Below are 14624 nucleotides of genomic sequence, written 5' to 3'. Positions count from 1 at the left end.
GCCTCCGGAGCGGCCCCCGTCGCTCCGGAGGCACGGCAGCGCTTTCCATCCGCTGCTCCGAACCGTCCCCGCACATCCATCTGTTCTGGAGGCCTGCCATGTCGCCTGTCACCCACGACGAGTGGCTCCGCCGAGCCAAGGCGCCGGTGGTGTCCGGTGCGCACCACATCGACGGCCGGGACGAGCCCGGTGGCGGTGCCGTTTTCGCCGTCGTCTCGCCGCGCGACGGTGAGGTGCTGGCCGAGGTCGCCGACGGCGGGCCCGCCGAGGTGGACGCCGCCGTGGCCGCCGCCCGCCGGGCCTTCGACACCGGACCGTGGCCGCGCCTGGCGCCCGCCGAACGCGGCCGGGTGCTGCTGCGGCTGGCCGAACTCCTCGAAGAACAGCGCGAGTTGCTCGCCCTGACGGTGACCCTGGAGATGGGCAAGCCGATCACGGACGCGCACGACATCGAACTGCGCGCCGCCATCAACACGTTCCGCTGGTACGGGCAGTTGGCGGACAAACTCACCGACGAGTCCCCGCACACCGCCCCCGACGCGCTCGCCCTCGTGACCCGCGAACCGGCGGGCGTCGTCGGCGCGGTGGTGCCGTGGAACTTCCCGTTGACGCTGGCGAGTTGGAAGGTCGCCCCGGCGCTCGCCGCCGGTTGCACGGTCGTGCTCAAGCCCTCGGAGAACTCCCCGCTGTCCGCCTTGCTGCTCGGCCGGCTCGGCACCGAGGCAGGGCTGCCGCCGGGCGTCCTCAACGTCGTCGCCGGAGACGGACCGGGGGCCGGTCGGGCGCTCGGCCTCCACCCCGACGTCGACGTACTGGCGTTCACCGGCTCCACGGCCGTCGGCCGCCACTTCCTTCGCTACTCCGCCGACTCCAACCTCAAGCGCGTCTGGCTGGAGCTGGGCGGCAAGTCGCCCAACATCATCCTTCCCGACGCCCCCGACCTGGAGAAGGCCGCCGCCACCGCCGCCTGGGGCATCTTCTTCAACCAGGGCGAGATGTGTACCGCCCCCTCCCGGCTCCTGGTCCACTCCTCGATCGCCGAGCAGGTCACCGAGACGATCGTCCGCCGGGCGCGCGAACTCCGGGTCGGCGACCCCCTCGACCCCGCCACGGAGATGGGCGCGCTGGTCGGGGAGGCCCACCTGGGCCGCGTACTCGACCACATCGGGACGGCGGCGGAGGAGGGCGCCAGGCTGCGTACCGGCGGTGCCCGGGTCCTGGAGAGCACGGGCGGCACCTACCTGGAACCGACCGTCTTCGACCGGGTCGGCCCCGGCAGCCGCCTGGCCCGCGAGGAGATCTTCGGCCCGGTCCTGTCCGTCCTCACCTTCGACGACGTGGACGAGGCGGTACGCCTGGCCAACGCCACCGAGTACGGCCTCGCCGCCGGCCTGTGGACCTCGAACCTGACCACCGCCCACCAGGTCTCCCGCGCCCTCAAAGCCGGAACCGTCTGGGTCAACTGCTACGAGGAGGGCGACCTGACCGTCCCCTTCGGCGGCATGAAGCAGTCCGGCAACGGGCGCGACAAGTCCGCGCACGCGATCGAGAAGTACACCGAGCTCAAGACCACCTGGATCCAGCTGTGACGACGCGCGTGCGACCACTGATCGCGATCCCGGCCCGCTTCGCCGCCTCCACGTCCGCACTGCGCTACGCCGCCGAGGTCAACGCCCGCGCGCTGATCGAGGCGGTCTGGCGGGCCGGCGGTGAACCGGCGAGCATCCATCCCACGGACTGCACCGAAACCGAGGTCACGGCCCGCCTCGCCCGCTTCGACGGTGTCCTGCTCCCCGGCGGCGGCGACCTCGCCCCGCACCGCTACGGAGCCGCCGACACCCACGACACGGTGTACGACGTCGACGACCTCCAGGACGCCTTCGACCTCCAAGTCGCCCGCAGCGCACTCGACTTGGACATTCCGCTACTTGCGATCTGCCGCGGCCTCCAGGTCGTCAACGTCGCCCTGGGTGGCACGCTCGACCAGGACATGGGCGGCCCGGCACGCGAACACCGGCACGTGGTACATCCGGTGACGCTCCGTCAGGGTTCCTTGCTGGCACAGGTCGTCGGCACAGAGAAGGCGGAGGCCTCCTGCTACCACCACCAGCGCGTCGACCGCCCGGGCGCCGGCCTGGAAGTGGTCGCCACGGCGGTGGACGGCACAATCGAGGCGCTCGAACTCCCGCAAACCCGGAACTGGTTCACGTCCGTCCAGTGGCACCCCGAGGACACCGCACACGAGGACCCGGCACAGCAGGGACTCTTCGACGCGCTGGTGACCGCCGCCCGGGAGCGTGTCTGAGCCGGGGCGACGACAGAACGGACAAGGCCGGGGGAGGGCACGAAGGTGGACCTGAACGTCGACGGCGACACCGTCGTGCGCCGGCTCTCAGCTGTGGCGGCACAATGTGGTCCTCGGCGCCACGGCCGCCCGCGCCGTGCTCGCCGGCAGCTTCTTCGCCACCTGCTTGACAGTCCTCCAGGGAGAGTTCATGCCGTCCGCCCGCCCACAGCTCCTGTACGTCACCGACCTGTCCTACCCGGCGCGCGGTCGCCGCTACTGCGACGAGGACATCTACCTGACCTCTCGCCTGCGTGAGGACTTCGACCTCGCCCTGTGCCACCCGCTGGACGCGGCAGCGCTGATGCACACCTTCGACGCCGTAGTGGTCCGCAACAGCGGGCCGGTCCTCGAGTACCAGGCCGCGTACGACGACTTCCGCGTACGCGCGGCCGCCACCGGGACCCGCGTCTACAACCCGCTCACGGGCAAGGCCGACATGGCGGGCAAGCAGTACCTCGTCGACCTGTCCGCCGCGGGACACCCGGTCATCCCCACGGTCGACCGCCCGGAGGACCTGCACCGCCTGCCGAAGGCCGACGCCTACGTGGTCAAGCCCAAGCTGGGCGCGGACTCCATGGGCCTGGAGATCGTCCCCGAGGACCGCCTGCGCGGCCTGGCGGACGGGACCGTCCTTGTCCAGCCGCGCATCGACTTCACGTACGAGGTCTCGTTCTGCTTCGTCGACCACGAGTTCCAGTACGCCCTGTACGCCCCGCACACCGACCGGCGCTGGCAGCTGGAGCCGTACCGGCCCACCCCGGCCGACCTCCGCTTCGCCCAGGACTTCATCGACTGGAACGGTCTCGGCCACGGCATCCAGCGGGTGGACGCCTGCCGCGCCCCGGACGGCGAACTCCTCCTGGTCGAACTGGAGGATCTCAACCCGTACCTGTCCCTGGACGCTCTCGGTGAGGAGACCCGGCATCAGTTCGTCGCCGCGCTGAAGGCGTCCCTGGCCCGGTTCCTCGACACCGCGCCGGGCACCTGACATCCCCAGCTTCTTCAGGATTCCCCAGGATCCTCAGCGTTCGAAGACCACGCGCCCGTCGAAAACGGTGAGGTCCACCTCGACCCCGGTGATGTCGTGCGGGTCGATGCCGAGCAGCGGCCTGTCCAGGACACACAGGTCCGCGACCTTGCCCGGCTCGATCGTGCCCTTCCAGTCGTCGGCGAAGTCCTGCCAGGCCGGGGTGGCCGTGTAGGCGCGCAGCGCCTCCGCGAGGGTCACGCACTGCTCGGGGCCGCTGGGGCGGCCGCTGGCCTTCGACTCGCGCAGCAGCATCGCGGCCACGCCCTGGCGCCAGTCGGGCTCGGTGATCGGCGCGTCGGAGCTGGCGCACACTCGCACCCCGGCCTCGACCGCGGACCGCACCGGCCACTGGTACGCCGACCGCACGGGTCCCACGAGCTCGTCCATCAGGTCGGAGATCGTCCACTTGATGGCGGGGTTCATGTTGACCCCGTACCCGTGCGCCGCCAGTTTCGCCAGGCTGTCCGGGCCGATGAAGTCGCCGTGGATGACGTAGTGCCGGGCGTCGGCGCGCGGCGCGGCGGCATCGGCGTCGAGGAACGCGTCGACGACGGTGTCGATCGCCCGGTCGCCGGTGACATGCACGCCGAGCTGGAAACCGGCCTCGTGCGCGACCCGGATCATCTCGCGCAGCTCGTCCACCTGGAGCGCGGGAGTGGCCCCGTGCACACACAGGGCGCCGTGACCGCCCTCGGGATACGGGTCGTTCATCCAGGCCGTACGGTTCGGCGGCACCCCGTCGGCGAAGATCTTGACGCCGATCGCGTTCAGGAGCCGGGGGTCGGCCGACTCGGGGCGGCTCAGCTCGGCCAGCCCCTTGCGTACGTCGTCGGCGGAACCGCCCATCGGCGCGGGGAGCAGCAACACGCTGATCCGGGCGCCCAGTTCACCGCTCGCGGCCAGTTCGGCGTACGCCGTCCAGTTGTCGGTGCTCAGCCCGCCGAAGAAGGTGCCGGCACCGCCCGGCCCGAGACCGGGCTCCGTGTAACTGGTGATCCCGCGCGAGTGCATCTCGCCGACCACCCCCTGGATGGCCCGGCGCCGCTCGGCGACGGTGGGGGAGGGGAGCCCGGCCTGCACGAGCCCCTGGGCGGCCTCGCGCAGGATGCCGGTGGGCTGCCCGTCGGGCCCGAGGTCGATGACCCCGCCGGCCGGCGCCACACTGCCGGCGTCGATTCCGCACGCACGCAGCGCCGCACTGTTGACCCACACCATGTGCGAGGAGAAGTCGGTGAGACAGACCGGGTGGTCCGGCGCGACCGCGTCCAGGTCCCGGCGGTCCGGAAAGCGCCGCGGATCGGCGAGACACTCCGCCAGATACCCCGGGTTCCAGCCCAGCCCGACCACCCACTCACCGGCCGACGCTTCCCGCACGGCCCGCTCCACGACACCGGCGATGTCGGCGATCGACCGCACGCCCGGATGGCCGACGTCGACGGCGAAGGGCGGCTTCGTCATCCCGTACGCGGCCCCGTGCAGATGCGAGTCGTTGATGCCGGGCAGGACCGTGCGGCCGTTCAGCTCGACGACCCGGGTGTCCGGCCCGGCCAGGGCCCGCACCTCGGTGTCCGACCCGACGGCGAGGATGTCCCGGCCGCGCACGGCGACACCTTCCGCGACAGTGAAGTCGCCGTCGACGGTGAGGACCTGACCGCCGGTCAGGATCAGGGTGGGAGCGCTGTCGCTCACGCGGAAACCTCTTTCGCAGAGTTCACGGCATTAATAGTGGTCAACGGTGTTCACACCTGGAAGGGAAGAGCGAAGGGTTCACCGGCCTGGCCGGGGCGCGAAGTGCGCGAGCGCGGCGCCCGCCACCAGCGCGGTCCCCTGCGCCATCTGCTGCCAGAAGGTGGGTACGTCGAGCAGCGTCAGCCCGTTCTGCAGGCTGCCGAGGAACAGCACCCCCAGCAGCACCCCGAGGACGGACCCGGAACCGCCGGTGAGCGCGACCCCGCCCAGCAGCACGGCGGTCAGCACCGTCAGTTCGAACCCGGCCCCCGAGGTCCCGCCGACCGCACTGTCCAGCACGGACGCCTTGATGGCCCCGGCGAGCGCGGCGGCCACCCCGGTGACGACGAAGAGCGCGAAGGGCGTACGCCGGATGCTGATACCCGACAGATACGCGGCCTCCCGGTTCACACCGATCGCGAAGACATGCCGCCCGGCCGGCGTGAGCGCCAGGAACAGCGCGCCCGCGACCAGCACCACCGCGGCGATGACGACCGGCGCCGCGACGCCGGCGATCCGCGACCCGCCCAGCCAGGCGAACCCGGAGCCGAACCCGCTGAGCGGCAACGGGAAGAGCTGCTGCGCGAGGCCGCGTACGGCGGTCAGCATGCCCAGCGTCACGATGAACGCCGACAGCCCGAAGTAGCAGCACAGCACCCCGTTCACCGCACCGACCGCCGCCCCGGCGGCCAGCCCGCCCAGCACGGCGACGACCGGCGACTGCCCCTGCCCGGCCAGCCATCCGGCGACCAGCCCGCCCAGGGCGAGGGTCGAGCCGACGGACAGATCGAGATACCCGCTGATCACCAGCAGCGCGAGGGGCACGGCGACGATGGCGACGGTGGCCGCGTCGGTGGCGATCCCGCGCAGGTTGGCCGCGTCGAGGAAACTCCCCGTCGACACCTGGAACACCAGCACCATGACGGCCAGGACGACGATCAGTGGATGCCGCCGCACGGTACCGAGACCGCCCGCGGCGAGGGCGCGCGGGCGCACGAGGACGGAGTCGGCGGTGGTCATACTGCTCCTTCGGCGGGGACGGACTGCTCAAGTGCCGGTGCGGATGTGGCTGCGGGTGCGTTGTCGGAGGCGTCGTGCACGGCTGACAGCAGCGCCTCCTCGGTGAGTTCGGCGCCGGACAGCTCACCGACGACCCGGCCCCCGGCGACGATCAGGCAGCGGTCGGCGAGCGCGACGATCTCCTCCGGGTCGCTGGACGCGAACAGCACGGCCGTGCCCCGGTCGGTGCCGAGCGAGCGCACGACCCGGTAGATCTCCTGCCGGGCGCCCACGTCGACGCCCTGGGTCGGCTCGTCGAGGAGCAGCACACGGAGGTCCCGGGTGTCGTTGATCCACCGGCCGAGGACCAGCTTCTGCTGGTTGCCGCCGGAGAACGCGGCCGCCGGCAGCCGGGACCGCGCCGGACGCAGGCCCACCGCGGCGGCCAGCGCGTCGAACACCCGCTGCTCGGCGCCGAGTGCCCGTACGCCGTACCGGGAGAGGGGGCGCACCGCGGGAAGCAGCGCGTTGTCCCGGGCGCTCAGCGTCGGGAACAGCCCCTGTCTGCGCCGGTCGGCCGGTACGAGGGCGATCCCGGCGTCCAGCGCGTCGCCGGGCCGGGCGGCGGCGACGGTACGGTCACCGACGCGCACGGTGCCGCCGGACGCGCGGCGCCTGCCGTACAGGGTCTCCAGGATGCGCGTACGGCCGGAGCCGATGAGCCCGTGGAGCGCGACGCGTTCGCCGTCGCGGACGGTGAGCGTGACGGGCCCGAACCCGGGTCCGCGTAGCCCGTCGAGGACCAGACCGTCGGCCGGTGAGCCCACACCCCGCGCCACCGAAGTGACGGGGGAGAACGTGACGCGGGGTGTGGTGTCGGTGCGGGGCTCGCCGGCCCCGGGTGCTGAAGTACCGGCCGGAACCCGCTCCCCGCCGGTCGGGAGCATGCCCGCGGGACCCGCGTGATCAGGGACCTGGCTGCCGGGACCTCCGCCGTGGTGGGAGTCGGAGCGCTCGGGGCCGGGGAAGCGTGCGCCGCTCGGCGGGAGCATGCCCCCGGGACCCGCGTGATCAGGGACCTGGCTGTCGGGAACCCCGGAGTGGTGGGAGTCGGAGCGCTCGGGGCCGGGGAAGCGTGCGCCGCTCGGCGGGGTGTCAGCACCCCGATCCCCGGTGGGGCCGGCGCCTGCGCGACGGTCCCTGGAGTTGTCCCCGGCCTCTGCCGGTCGGCCCGCGATCGCGGCGACCAGTTCCCGCCGGCTCTGCCCGGCGCCCACCGCGTGATGGGCGACGCGTCCGTCCCGCAGGACGGTGACCGCGTCCGCGAGGCGTTCCACCTCGCCCAGCAGATGGGTGACGTACACGATGGCCAGCCCCTGGGCGCGCAGGTCCTCGACCCGTTCGGCCAGGGCGTCGCTCTCGGTGGTGGACAGGGCGGCGGTGGGCTCGTCGAGGACCAGGACCGACGCGCTGCGACCGAGCGCCTTGGCGATCTCCACCAACTGGCGTTGCCCCATGGGGAGTTCACCCACGCGGTCGCGTGGTGAGCAGGTCGCCGCCACCCGTTCGAGGAGTCCGGCGGAGACCTCTTCCTGGGCGCGGCGGTCGATCCGGCCGTACCGGGTCCACTCCTGGCCGAGGAAGATGTTCTCCGAGACGGTGAGCGCGTCGACCACGCTCAGCGTCTGGAAGATGATCGCCACGCCCGCCGCGATCGACTCGCGCGGGCTCAGCCGCTCGTACGCCCGGCCGCCGACCTCGATCGTGCCCGCGTCCGGTGGGTACGCCCCGCCCAGGCACTTGATGAGCGTCGACTTGCCGGCGCCGTTGTGGCCGAGCAAGGCGTGGACCTGTCCCATCGGCACGGTCAGGTCCACGCCGTCCAGTGCCCGGACTCCGCCGAAGGACTTCGTCAGTCCGCGGATCCGGAGACTCGCCTCCGTCATGACGTCCGCCCCTAGCCGTTCTGGGCGAGCAGCGCGTCGATCTTCGCCGTGTCGCGGGGCCCGACGAGCGCGATCGGAACCTCCACGCCCGGGTTGGCCTTGCCCGCGGCGACCGCGAGCGGCACGTCCACGATGGCGTTCGCGATGTCCTGCGGGGCGAGGGCGGCGGAGGCACGGTAGAACGTGCCTGCCTTGATCGCGAGGAGCGAGGGTGCCGCCCCGTCCTGCCCGCCGACGAACGTCTTCGCGTCGTCCTTCGCACGCCCCGTCTGCTCCAGCGCCTTGTATCCGCCGTACGCGGCCGAGTCCGTGACCCCGAGGACCAGGTTGAGGTCGGGGTGCTTGGCCAGGATGGCCTTGGTCCTGGTCAGGCCCGTGTCCGGGTCGATGGCCTGCTCCTGGGCGACCACGTCGACGCCCGGCGCCAGTTTGGTGAAGGCGTCGACCATGCCCTTGGTGCGTTCGCGGCCCAGTTCGATCGTGTTGTCGGTGAGGAAGGCGACCTTGCCCTTGCCACCGAGGTTCTCCAGCGCCCACCTGGCCGCCGCCTCGCCGAGCAGCGTGCCGCCCTCGCGGAAACTGAACCGGATGTCGGCGCTCTGGTTCTCGAGTGTGCCGCCGTACGTCACCCAGATCAGGCCCGCGTCCAAGGCCGCCTTGGCGATCGGCTCGGCGGCCTCGAACACCATCGGGAACGACACGATCGCCGGAGTCTTCCGGGCGACCCAGGTGGTGAGGTTGGTCGCCTGAGTGTCGGCGCTGCTGCCGTCGCTGGTCGTCAGCAGGGAGACCCCGTGCTTCTTCGCGGCGGCCGTGGACAGCTTCACCAGCGTGGCGTAGAGCGGTATCTGGGTGAACGGATAGTCCAGGCCGATCTTCGTCAGGGGCTCACTGGACCGGTCAGCCGCTTTCTGACCCGACGACGCCGTGTTGCTGCCGGGCGCCGAACAGCCGGCGGCGGCGAGGGCGACGGTCGCGCCGGACCAGGCGAGGAACTGTCTGCGCGAGGCCGCGGAGTCGGCGTACCGGGATGTGATCATGGCGGTGCTCTCCCAGGGGATGTGCCCGCCGGAGGAGGGCGGGCTGCGAGGGGGCTTGCGGCGCTGCCGGTCGGGAGGACCGGCTGTGCCCAACAGGAAAGACCCCGGGGCGTCGCGGCACCATCCGTACAAATACCGACCGCGTCCGGACCGCGTCCCGACCACCGTCCGGGCCGGGACCGATCCGGTCACGTCGTGCTGAACGCCTTGCCGGACAGGGGCCGTACCCCTAGCGTTAGGGCCCAAACGACTTCACTCCTGGTTCACTCCCGGGCAGTCCCGGAGGCGCGCATGCTCAGTCACCACCAGATCGCGGCGGCCACCCGCATCGGCATGCTCACGCGTGAACGCGACACGGTGTCGGCCTGCGCCCAGGCCCTGGACGAACTCGGCCGCGCCCTGCCCCTCGACGTGGCGACCCTGCTCTCCATCGACCCGCTGACCGGTGAGCACGTCCAGGTCGCGGGCATCGGCTACACCGCCGCCAACTCGCAGGCGCTGGCCGCCGAGTTCATCGGCACCCCCTGGTACCGCAACGTCGTCAGCCAGGACGTGCCGCCCTCCATCTCCGAGGACGCCGCCGACCCCGGGCAGCGCTTCCGCAACGGCTGGTTCTATGCCGAGCGGGTCCGCCCGGCCGGCCTGCGCGACGCCATCACCGGAGCGCTCCGGCACGACGGACGCCTCGTCGGCCTGATCAACCTCTCCACCCAGAACCCGGACGCCTACGACACCGAGGCCCGTCACCTCCTCGCCTCCGTCCTGCCCGCGTTCGGCGCGCTCGCCGACCCGACGGCACGCACCGGTGACCTGCACGGACTGCCGCCCGAGGGTGCGGCGAGCCTCGTCGCCGAGAGCGGGAGCATCGGCCTGCCGGGGCGGGAACACGCACGGGCGGCGACGGACGAGGAGTTCCGGCCGCTGCTGCGCGCCTTCGCCGAGACGGGCGGCCACCGGCTGCGGCTGCTGTGGCCGCTCGACGGTACGTGGCACCGCATCTCCCTGCACCGGCACACGACATGCCCCGGCCTGACCGGCCCGGCGGTGGCGGTACTGGTCCACGAGACCCCGACCGAACTGCCGTACGGGCTCAGCCCGCGCGAGCTGGAAGTGCTCACGCGGGCAGCCACCGGGCAGACCAACCAGGCCATCGCCCAGGCCCTGTTCCTGTCCCCCCGGACCGTGCACAGCCACATCGAGCATCTGCTCCGCAAGACCGGCGCCGCCTCCCGCGCCGAGGCCACCGCCCTCGCCGTCCGCGACGGCCTGCTGCGCCCCGCCCCGGACCACCTCGGCCACTTCGTCGAGCGGAGCGGCCGAAGCGACAGCGGCGACAGGCGCCGTGCTTCCCGCAACGTCCGCCCGTCGCGCTGAACCCGGCGGCCCCCGACCGCGTATCACTCCAAGGAGCTGACGGCATCGCCGTACGCGAGGAATGCGCAGGGAAGGGGAGCGGAGTGTCGACACCGCCCGAAACGGGCCGGCCGGAGCGCCGCCGGACCCTGGAGCCGACGCGGGTGCTGCGCCGCCGCCGTACCGAGGCGCTGGCACAGCTGATGCGCGAGCACGACGAGGCGCTGGCCACAGGCAACGAGGGCTACGAGTCCGTGCCCCTGCCCCGCCCGGCGCGTGGCGCCGAGGATGTGACACAGGAGCTGCCGCCCGTCGCCAGGCGTACACGGGCGCTACGGCCCGCCAAGCGCTTCGGGTTCGGCCCGAACCTGCGACGCGCCGCTGTCGTGGTCGCCGTGGGCGCGGCGGCGCTCGTCGGCTTCGGCTCGGCCCTGCTGCTCCCGGGCGACGCCCAGGGCGAGGAGGCCCGGCCGGCCCCTTCCGGCATCCCCACCGCCGCTCCGTCGACGCAGGCTCCGGCCGACCCGGACGGCCCCGGCACCCTCCGGGAAGGCGCCAGCGGCCCCGAGGTGACCGAACTCCAGGAACGGCTGCTGCGTATCCCGAACGTCTACGACAACGGCGCCACGACCGGCAGCTACGACACCACCCTCACCGAGGCCGTCGCACGCTTCCAGCTCTGGTACGGCATCCGCGGCGACGAGGACGGCGTCTACGGCGACGACACGCGCAAGGACCTGGAGTCCCGTACGGCGTCCTGAACACCGCTTGGGAGGCCCCGCGGCTCAGCGGGCGGCGTGGGTGTCGACCAGGGCCTGGGTGACCGCGCGGATGCTGCGGGCGATGTGCTGGAGCTGGAGCACCTCGGCGGCGTACATCTTGATCGTGTGCTCGATGACCGACTCGCTCAGGCCGAGGCCGGGCAGGTCGGCGCGGGCCGTCTGGAGGGCGGTGCGGGCCACCCGTATCTCGTGCTGGACCTGGATCTGCGCGTGGCGGGCCAGCAGGACGGGGTGGCGGATCAGCGTCGGATAGCCCGCGTAGCGCGTCGGCACCAGTTCGCGCAGCCATCTGACGGCCGAGCGCTCCCAGTCGTAGCTGCCGGGGATTTTGACCTGACACGGCCAGTCGGGGCCGGTCCGCGTGGCGATCGTGGACATCAGAGGCATGGTCATCGCTCCGGGAGTGCGGCGTCGACAGGGTGGTGCGACGGGATTCAGCGGCCCCGGCCTAGGGGATGGCCGGGGCCGCAACGGGCGTTCGCGCAGGCGATACCCGTCTGCACGCCCACGGCGCCGACGCGGGTAGGAGACGGCGGCAGCGGGTGTGCAGGGCAGTGGAAACGTGTCCCGGAGTCCCACCGGGTCGCGATCCGTGAGAAGTATTTATATATGCCGTCCGGTTTGCAAGAAGTATGAAAAAATTCATGCACAAAACGGGATATTCAGTCCCTCAGGAAGAACTGATGCAGGTCGGCGCTCTGCTCGTACTCCTCCAGGCGCCCCTGGGTCCGCTCCGGATCGGCGTCCGTCATGGCCTGGAGCAGCGCCGCCGACAGCACGGCGGGCCCGGCGTACGAGTCGAACACCAGCCGTGAGCCCGTCCCGGTGGCGAAGGCGACGTCGGCCTCGTCGGCCAGCGGACCCAGCGCCAGATCGGTGACCAGGGCCACCCGCAGCCCGGCCCGCCGGGCGACCTGCACCGCGGTGAGCGTCTCCTGCGCGTGCCGGGGCATCGAGAACGCCAGCACCCACGTGCCGCCGGCCTCCCGCGACTGGAGGAGCGCGTCATAGGCGGTGCTGCCGCCCCGGGTCACCAGCCGGACGTCGGGGTGGATACGGCGGGCGGCGTAGGCGAAGTACTCGGCCAGCGATCCGGAGATGCGCAGGCCGAGCACGGTCAGCGGAGTCGAGCGCGACAGACTCCGGCCGACCTCGATCACCCGGTCCGGGTCGGCGAAGTCCCGCCGCAGGTTCTCCAGGTTCGCGATCTCCGCGTCCACCGCCGCCTGGAGCTCGTTGCTCCGGTTCTCCTCCGCCGTGCCCGGCGCGTTCGCGAGGGTGCTGAGCGCGATGGCCTGGAGCCTCTCGCGCAGTGCCGGGTAGCCGCTGAAGCCGACGGCCGCCGCGAACCGCGTCACCGACGGCTGGCTCACCCCCACCCGGTCCGCGAGGTCCGTGATCGACAGGAACGCCGCCTCGGTGATGTGCTCGATCAGGTACTGCGCGATGCGCCGCTGCCCGGGGGAGAGCCGGGGCCCGTCGAACAGGTCCCGCAGCCGGGAGGTCGGCGCCGCTTCCACCTCCGGGGCCGTCTTCCCCGAGGTGATCGCGGACGCCTGGGCGCGAGCCTGCTGCGGCGATGGCACCGATGTGCCTCGTTCGTCTCCCACAGCGAGTCAACATAGCCCACCGTTCACCGGCGGAAGATCGTGATCGAGTGGCCGACCTCGTCGACCTCGCGGCTGCTGCGGATCAGCCGCGCCAGTCGCCCTTCCGCCTTGGCGACCGACGAGTCCGACACCACCAGCAGCCCGCGCACCTTCCGTTCGGGCCGGCTGCGCGGATCGGACCCGTGGATCCCGTAGTACGACGGCACCCCGCTGCCCTTGTAGACCAGCCAGACCCGCTGACCCGAGTACCGGTCCCGCAGCCGGTCCGCGAGCCGGCCCAGGTCCTGCCCCCAGTCGACATTGGAGTCGTGCAGCCGCTCGTGCGCCCTCGCCGCCGAGCCGAACGCCTCGTTGGCGTACGGCAGATAGAACGGGAACGTCCGCAGCGAACTCACCGCCACGAACGCGAGCAGCGCGGCCGCCGTGACCGGCACCCACCGCTTTCGCAGCGCGAGGACCCCAACTGCCGCCACCGCGCCGAACATCGGAACGAAGATGGCGTACCGCACCCCGAAGTCCCGCTGCCCGCCCATGGCCGCGGCCAGCAGCACGGCCGTCGGAAGCAGCAAGTACGGTGCGACGGGCCGAAAGTGACGGATCGTCAAAAAAGCGGCCGTGCCCGCCGTCCAGAGCGCCAGCGTGCCGAGTGGCGTCTTCACCAGGAGCGCGGCCGGCAGGTAGTACCAGAGGGAACCCTCGTAGTGCCGCCCGAAGAGGAAGCCCTCCCAGTGCGCGTTCTCCAAGCCGAACTGCACCCGCATCCCGTCGCGGTAGGCCTCCGGGAAGGGCAGCAGGCCGGTCACCAGCCCCCGCAGCCCGTGCACGACCGGTACCTCGCCGGAGGACGGCGTCCAGCGCAGCCGGGGATCGACGACGAGGTACGACGCCCAGACGACGGCCACCGCGATCACCGCCACCAGGGCCGCGCCCACGGCAGCCCGCGCGAGCGGCCGCAGGCGCGCTCCCGGAGCCGCCGTGCGCCGGGCATGCCACACCGACAGGCCGGCCAGCAGGAGCAGGACCGGGACTGCGGCGAGAGTGTTCATCTTCGTGGCCACGGCCGCCCCGAGGGCCACTCCGGCGAGAGGGAGGTACAGGCGGGGCCGCCGACTCGCCCGCCACAGCAGCCACACCGACGTCAGCACGAACCCGGCCGCCGGTACGTCGAGGGTGGCCAGCGAGCCGTGCGCGACGATGTCCGGCGAGAACGCGTACAGGGCGAGCGCCCCCAACCCGCCCACCGTACCGGCGAGTTCACGGCCGAAGGAGAACACCACCAGCCCGAAGAGCAGCGTCAGCGCGATCACCGGCAGCCGCGCCCACAGCATCAGACGCCAGGGGTCGTTGCCGGACTCGTAGAGCAGACGGCGGCCCACACGGCTCTGGTCGCCGTCGTAGGCCCGGTCGACGTGCGGACCGGCCGCGGCCACCCCGGCGGCGATGAACAGCTTGCCCAGCGGCGGGTGCTCGGGGTTCAGGCGCAGGCTGTGCTCGTGGAGGTAGACGGCTGCCGTGCCGACGTAGACGGGCTCGTCGATGGTGGGCGTCTGCTCCACCGCCGTCGTGATCATCGCCACGGCCATCTGGAGGAGCAGGACGGCCACGGCGAGCGGGATCAGCAGGCGGCGGCGGTGTCTCAGGCGGGCGGACAGCCGTGCCCGTCCGGTGAGCACCTCCCCCTGGGCCGCAGAACCGAGCGGGCTCCTCGTGACGAGGGGAGCCCCGGGGGCGGGAACCGTGTGCTGATCGTGTGTCATCAGCCGCACCGCGGTGACGCCGACCGCGCGGT

Annotated in this window: 12 protein-coding genes; 5 read left to right on the top strand and 7 right to left on the bottom strand. The window is 72.3% G+C overall.

The features are described 5' to 3' along the window. Positions 1-98: 98 nt before the first annotated feature. The 3 genes from ACH4TV_RS35510 to ACH4TV_RS35500 all read left to right on the top strand — a co-directional run bounded on the left by ACH4TV_RS35510 (position 99) and on the right by ACH4TV_RS35500 (position 3335). Positions 99-1589, top strand: coding sequence for an aldehyde dehydrogenase (locus tag ACH4TV_RS35510; RefSeq protein WP_398405379.1), 1491 nt, complete (start codon positions 99-101; stop codon positions 1587-1589). Then, a complete protein-coding gene (locus tag ACH4TV_RS35505; protein WP_398405378.1) occupies positions 1586-2305 on the top strand; it encodes a gamma-glutamyl-gamma-aminobutyrate hydrolase family protein in 720 nt (239 codons plus the stop codon). Before ACH4TV_RS35510 ends, ACH4TV_RS35505 begins: the two co-directional genes overlap by 4 nt. A 190-nt stretch (positions 2306-2495) precedes the next feature. Beyond that, positions 2496-3335: a hypothetical protein gene (locus ACH4TV_RS35500; RefSeq protein WP_398405377.1), complete on the top strand. Its 840-nt coding sequence runs from the start codon at positions 2496-2498 to the stop codon at positions 3333-3335. A 33-nt stretch (positions 3336-3368) separates the two neighbouring features. Here the strand turns inward: ACH4TV_RS35500 and ACH4TV_RS35495 are convergent, their stop codons facing one another. The 4 genes from ACH4TV_RS35495 to ACH4TV_RS35480 all read right to left on the bottom strand — a co-directional run bounded on the left by ACH4TV_RS35495 (position 3369) and on the right by ACH4TV_RS35480 (position 9090). Beyond that, complete coding sequence (locus ACH4TV_RS35495) at positions 3369-5066, bottom strand: amidohydrolase (protein ID WP_398405376.1); 1698 nt, start codon at positions 5064-5066, stop codon at positions 3369-3371. 78 nt (positions 5067-5144) lie between these two features. Next, complete coding sequence (locus ACH4TV_RS35490; protein ID WP_398405375.1) at positions 5145-6125, bottom strand: ABC transporter permease; 981 nt, start codon at positions 6123-6125, stop codon at positions 5145-5147. Beyond that, on the bottom strand, positions 6122-8050 hold the full coding sequence (locus tag ACH4TV_RS35485) for an ATP-binding cassette domain-containing protein (protein WP_398405374.1): 1929 nt from the start codon (positions 8048-8050) through the stop codon (positions 6122-6124). Before ACH4TV_RS35485 ends, ACH4TV_RS35490 begins: the two co-directional genes overlap by 4 nt. Before the next feature lie 11 nt (positions 8051-8061). After that, positions 8062-9090: a sugar ABC transporter substrate-binding protein gene (locus ACH4TV_RS35480; protein WP_398405373.1), complete on the bottom strand. Its 1029-nt coding sequence runs from the start codon at positions 9088-9090 to the stop codon at positions 8062-8064. Between the two features lie 291 nt (positions 9091-9381). Between ACH4TV_RS35480 and ACH4TV_RS35475 the strand changes: the two genes are divergently transcribed. Together ACH4TV_RS35475 and ACH4TV_RS35470 are read left to right on the top strand one after the other, a co-directional pair. Continuing rightward, entirely contained in the window at positions 9382-10464 is a 1083-nt protein-coding gene (locus ACH4TV_RS35475; protein ID WP_398405372.1) for a LuxR C-terminal-related transcriptional regulator, read from the top strand. Positions 10465-10547: 83 nt separating this feature from the next. Then, the gene (locus tag ACH4TV_RS35470) at positions 10548-11204 is read left to right on the top strand and encodes a peptidoglycan-binding protein (RefSeq protein WP_398405371.1); all 657 of its coding nucleotides are present in this window, start codon (positions 10548-10550) and stop codon (positions 11202-11204) included. A gap of 24 nt (positions 11205-11228) precedes the next feature. Here the strand turns inward: ACH4TV_RS35470 and ACH4TV_RS35465 are convergent, their stop codons facing one another. The 3 genes from ACH4TV_RS35465 to ACH4TV_RS35455 all read right to left on the bottom strand — a co-directional run bounded on the left by ACH4TV_RS35465 (position 11229) and on the right by ACH4TV_RS35455 (position 14592). Continuing rightward, positions 11229-11618, bottom strand: coding sequence for a hypothetical protein (locus ACH4TV_RS35465; protein ID WP_398405370.1), 390 nt, complete (start codon positions 11616-11618; stop codon positions 11229-11231). A 269-nt stretch (positions 11619-11887) separates the two neighbouring features. Then, positions 11888-12811 (bottom strand): MurR/RpiR family transcriptional regulator, encoded by a 924-nt coding sequence (locus tag ACH4TV_RS35460; protein ID WP_398405369.1) that lies wholly within the window; start codon positions 12809-12811, stop codon positions 11888-11890. Between the two features lie 47 nt (positions 12812-12858). Then, positions 12859-14592: an ArnT family glycosyltransferase gene (locus tag ACH4TV_RS35455; RefSeq protein ID WP_398405368.1), complete on the bottom strand. Its 1734-nt coding sequence runs from the start codon at positions 14590-14592 to the stop codon at positions 12859-12861. Positions 14593-14624 lie beyond the last annotated feature (32 nt).

Source organism: Streptomyces sp. NPDC020898, from assembly GCF_044333925.1.
Lineage (GTDB): Bacteria > Actinomycetota > Actinomycetes > Streptomycetales > Streptomycetaceae > Streptomyces.
Note: the sequence above shows the minus strand (reverse complement) of the source record. Positions and strands in the feature narration are given on the sequence as shown.

Excerpts from the sequence above, each read along its gene's own strand:
- ACH4TV_RS35455 (WP_398405368.1), bottom strand. The coding sequence starts at position 14,592 with ATGACACACGATCAGCACACGGTTCCCGCCCCCGGGGCTCCCCTCGTC.
- ACH4TV_RS35510 (WP_398405379.1), top strand. The coding sequence starts at position 99 with ATGTCGCCTGTCACCCACGACGAGTGGCTCCGCCGAGCCAAGGCGCCG.
- ACH4TV_RS35500 (WP_398405377.1), top strand. The coding sequence starts at position 2,496 with ATGCCGTCCGCCCGCCCACAGCTCCTGTACGTCACCGACCTGTCCTAC.
- ACH4TV_RS35490 (WP_398405375.1), bottom strand. The coding sequence starts at position 6,125 with ATGACCACCGCCGACTCCGTCCTCGTGCGCCCGCGCGCCCTCGCCGCG.
- ACH4TV_RS35475 (WP_398405372.1), top strand. The coding sequence starts at position 9,382 with ATGCTCAGTCACCACCAGATCGCGGCGGCCACCCGCATCGGCATGCTC.
- ACH4TV_RS35485 (WP_398405374.1), bottom strand. The coding sequence starts at position 8,050 with ATGACGGAGGCGAGTCTCCGGATCCGCGGACTGACGAAGTCCTTCGGC.
- ACH4TV_RS35465 (WP_398405370.1), bottom strand. The coding sequence starts at position 11,618 with ATGACCATGCCTCTGATGTCCACGATCGCCACGCGGACCGGCCCCGAC.
- ACH4TV_RS35480 (WP_398405373.1), bottom strand. The coding sequence starts at position 9,090 with ATGATCACATCCCGGTACGCCGACTCCGCGGCCTCGCGCAGACAGTTC.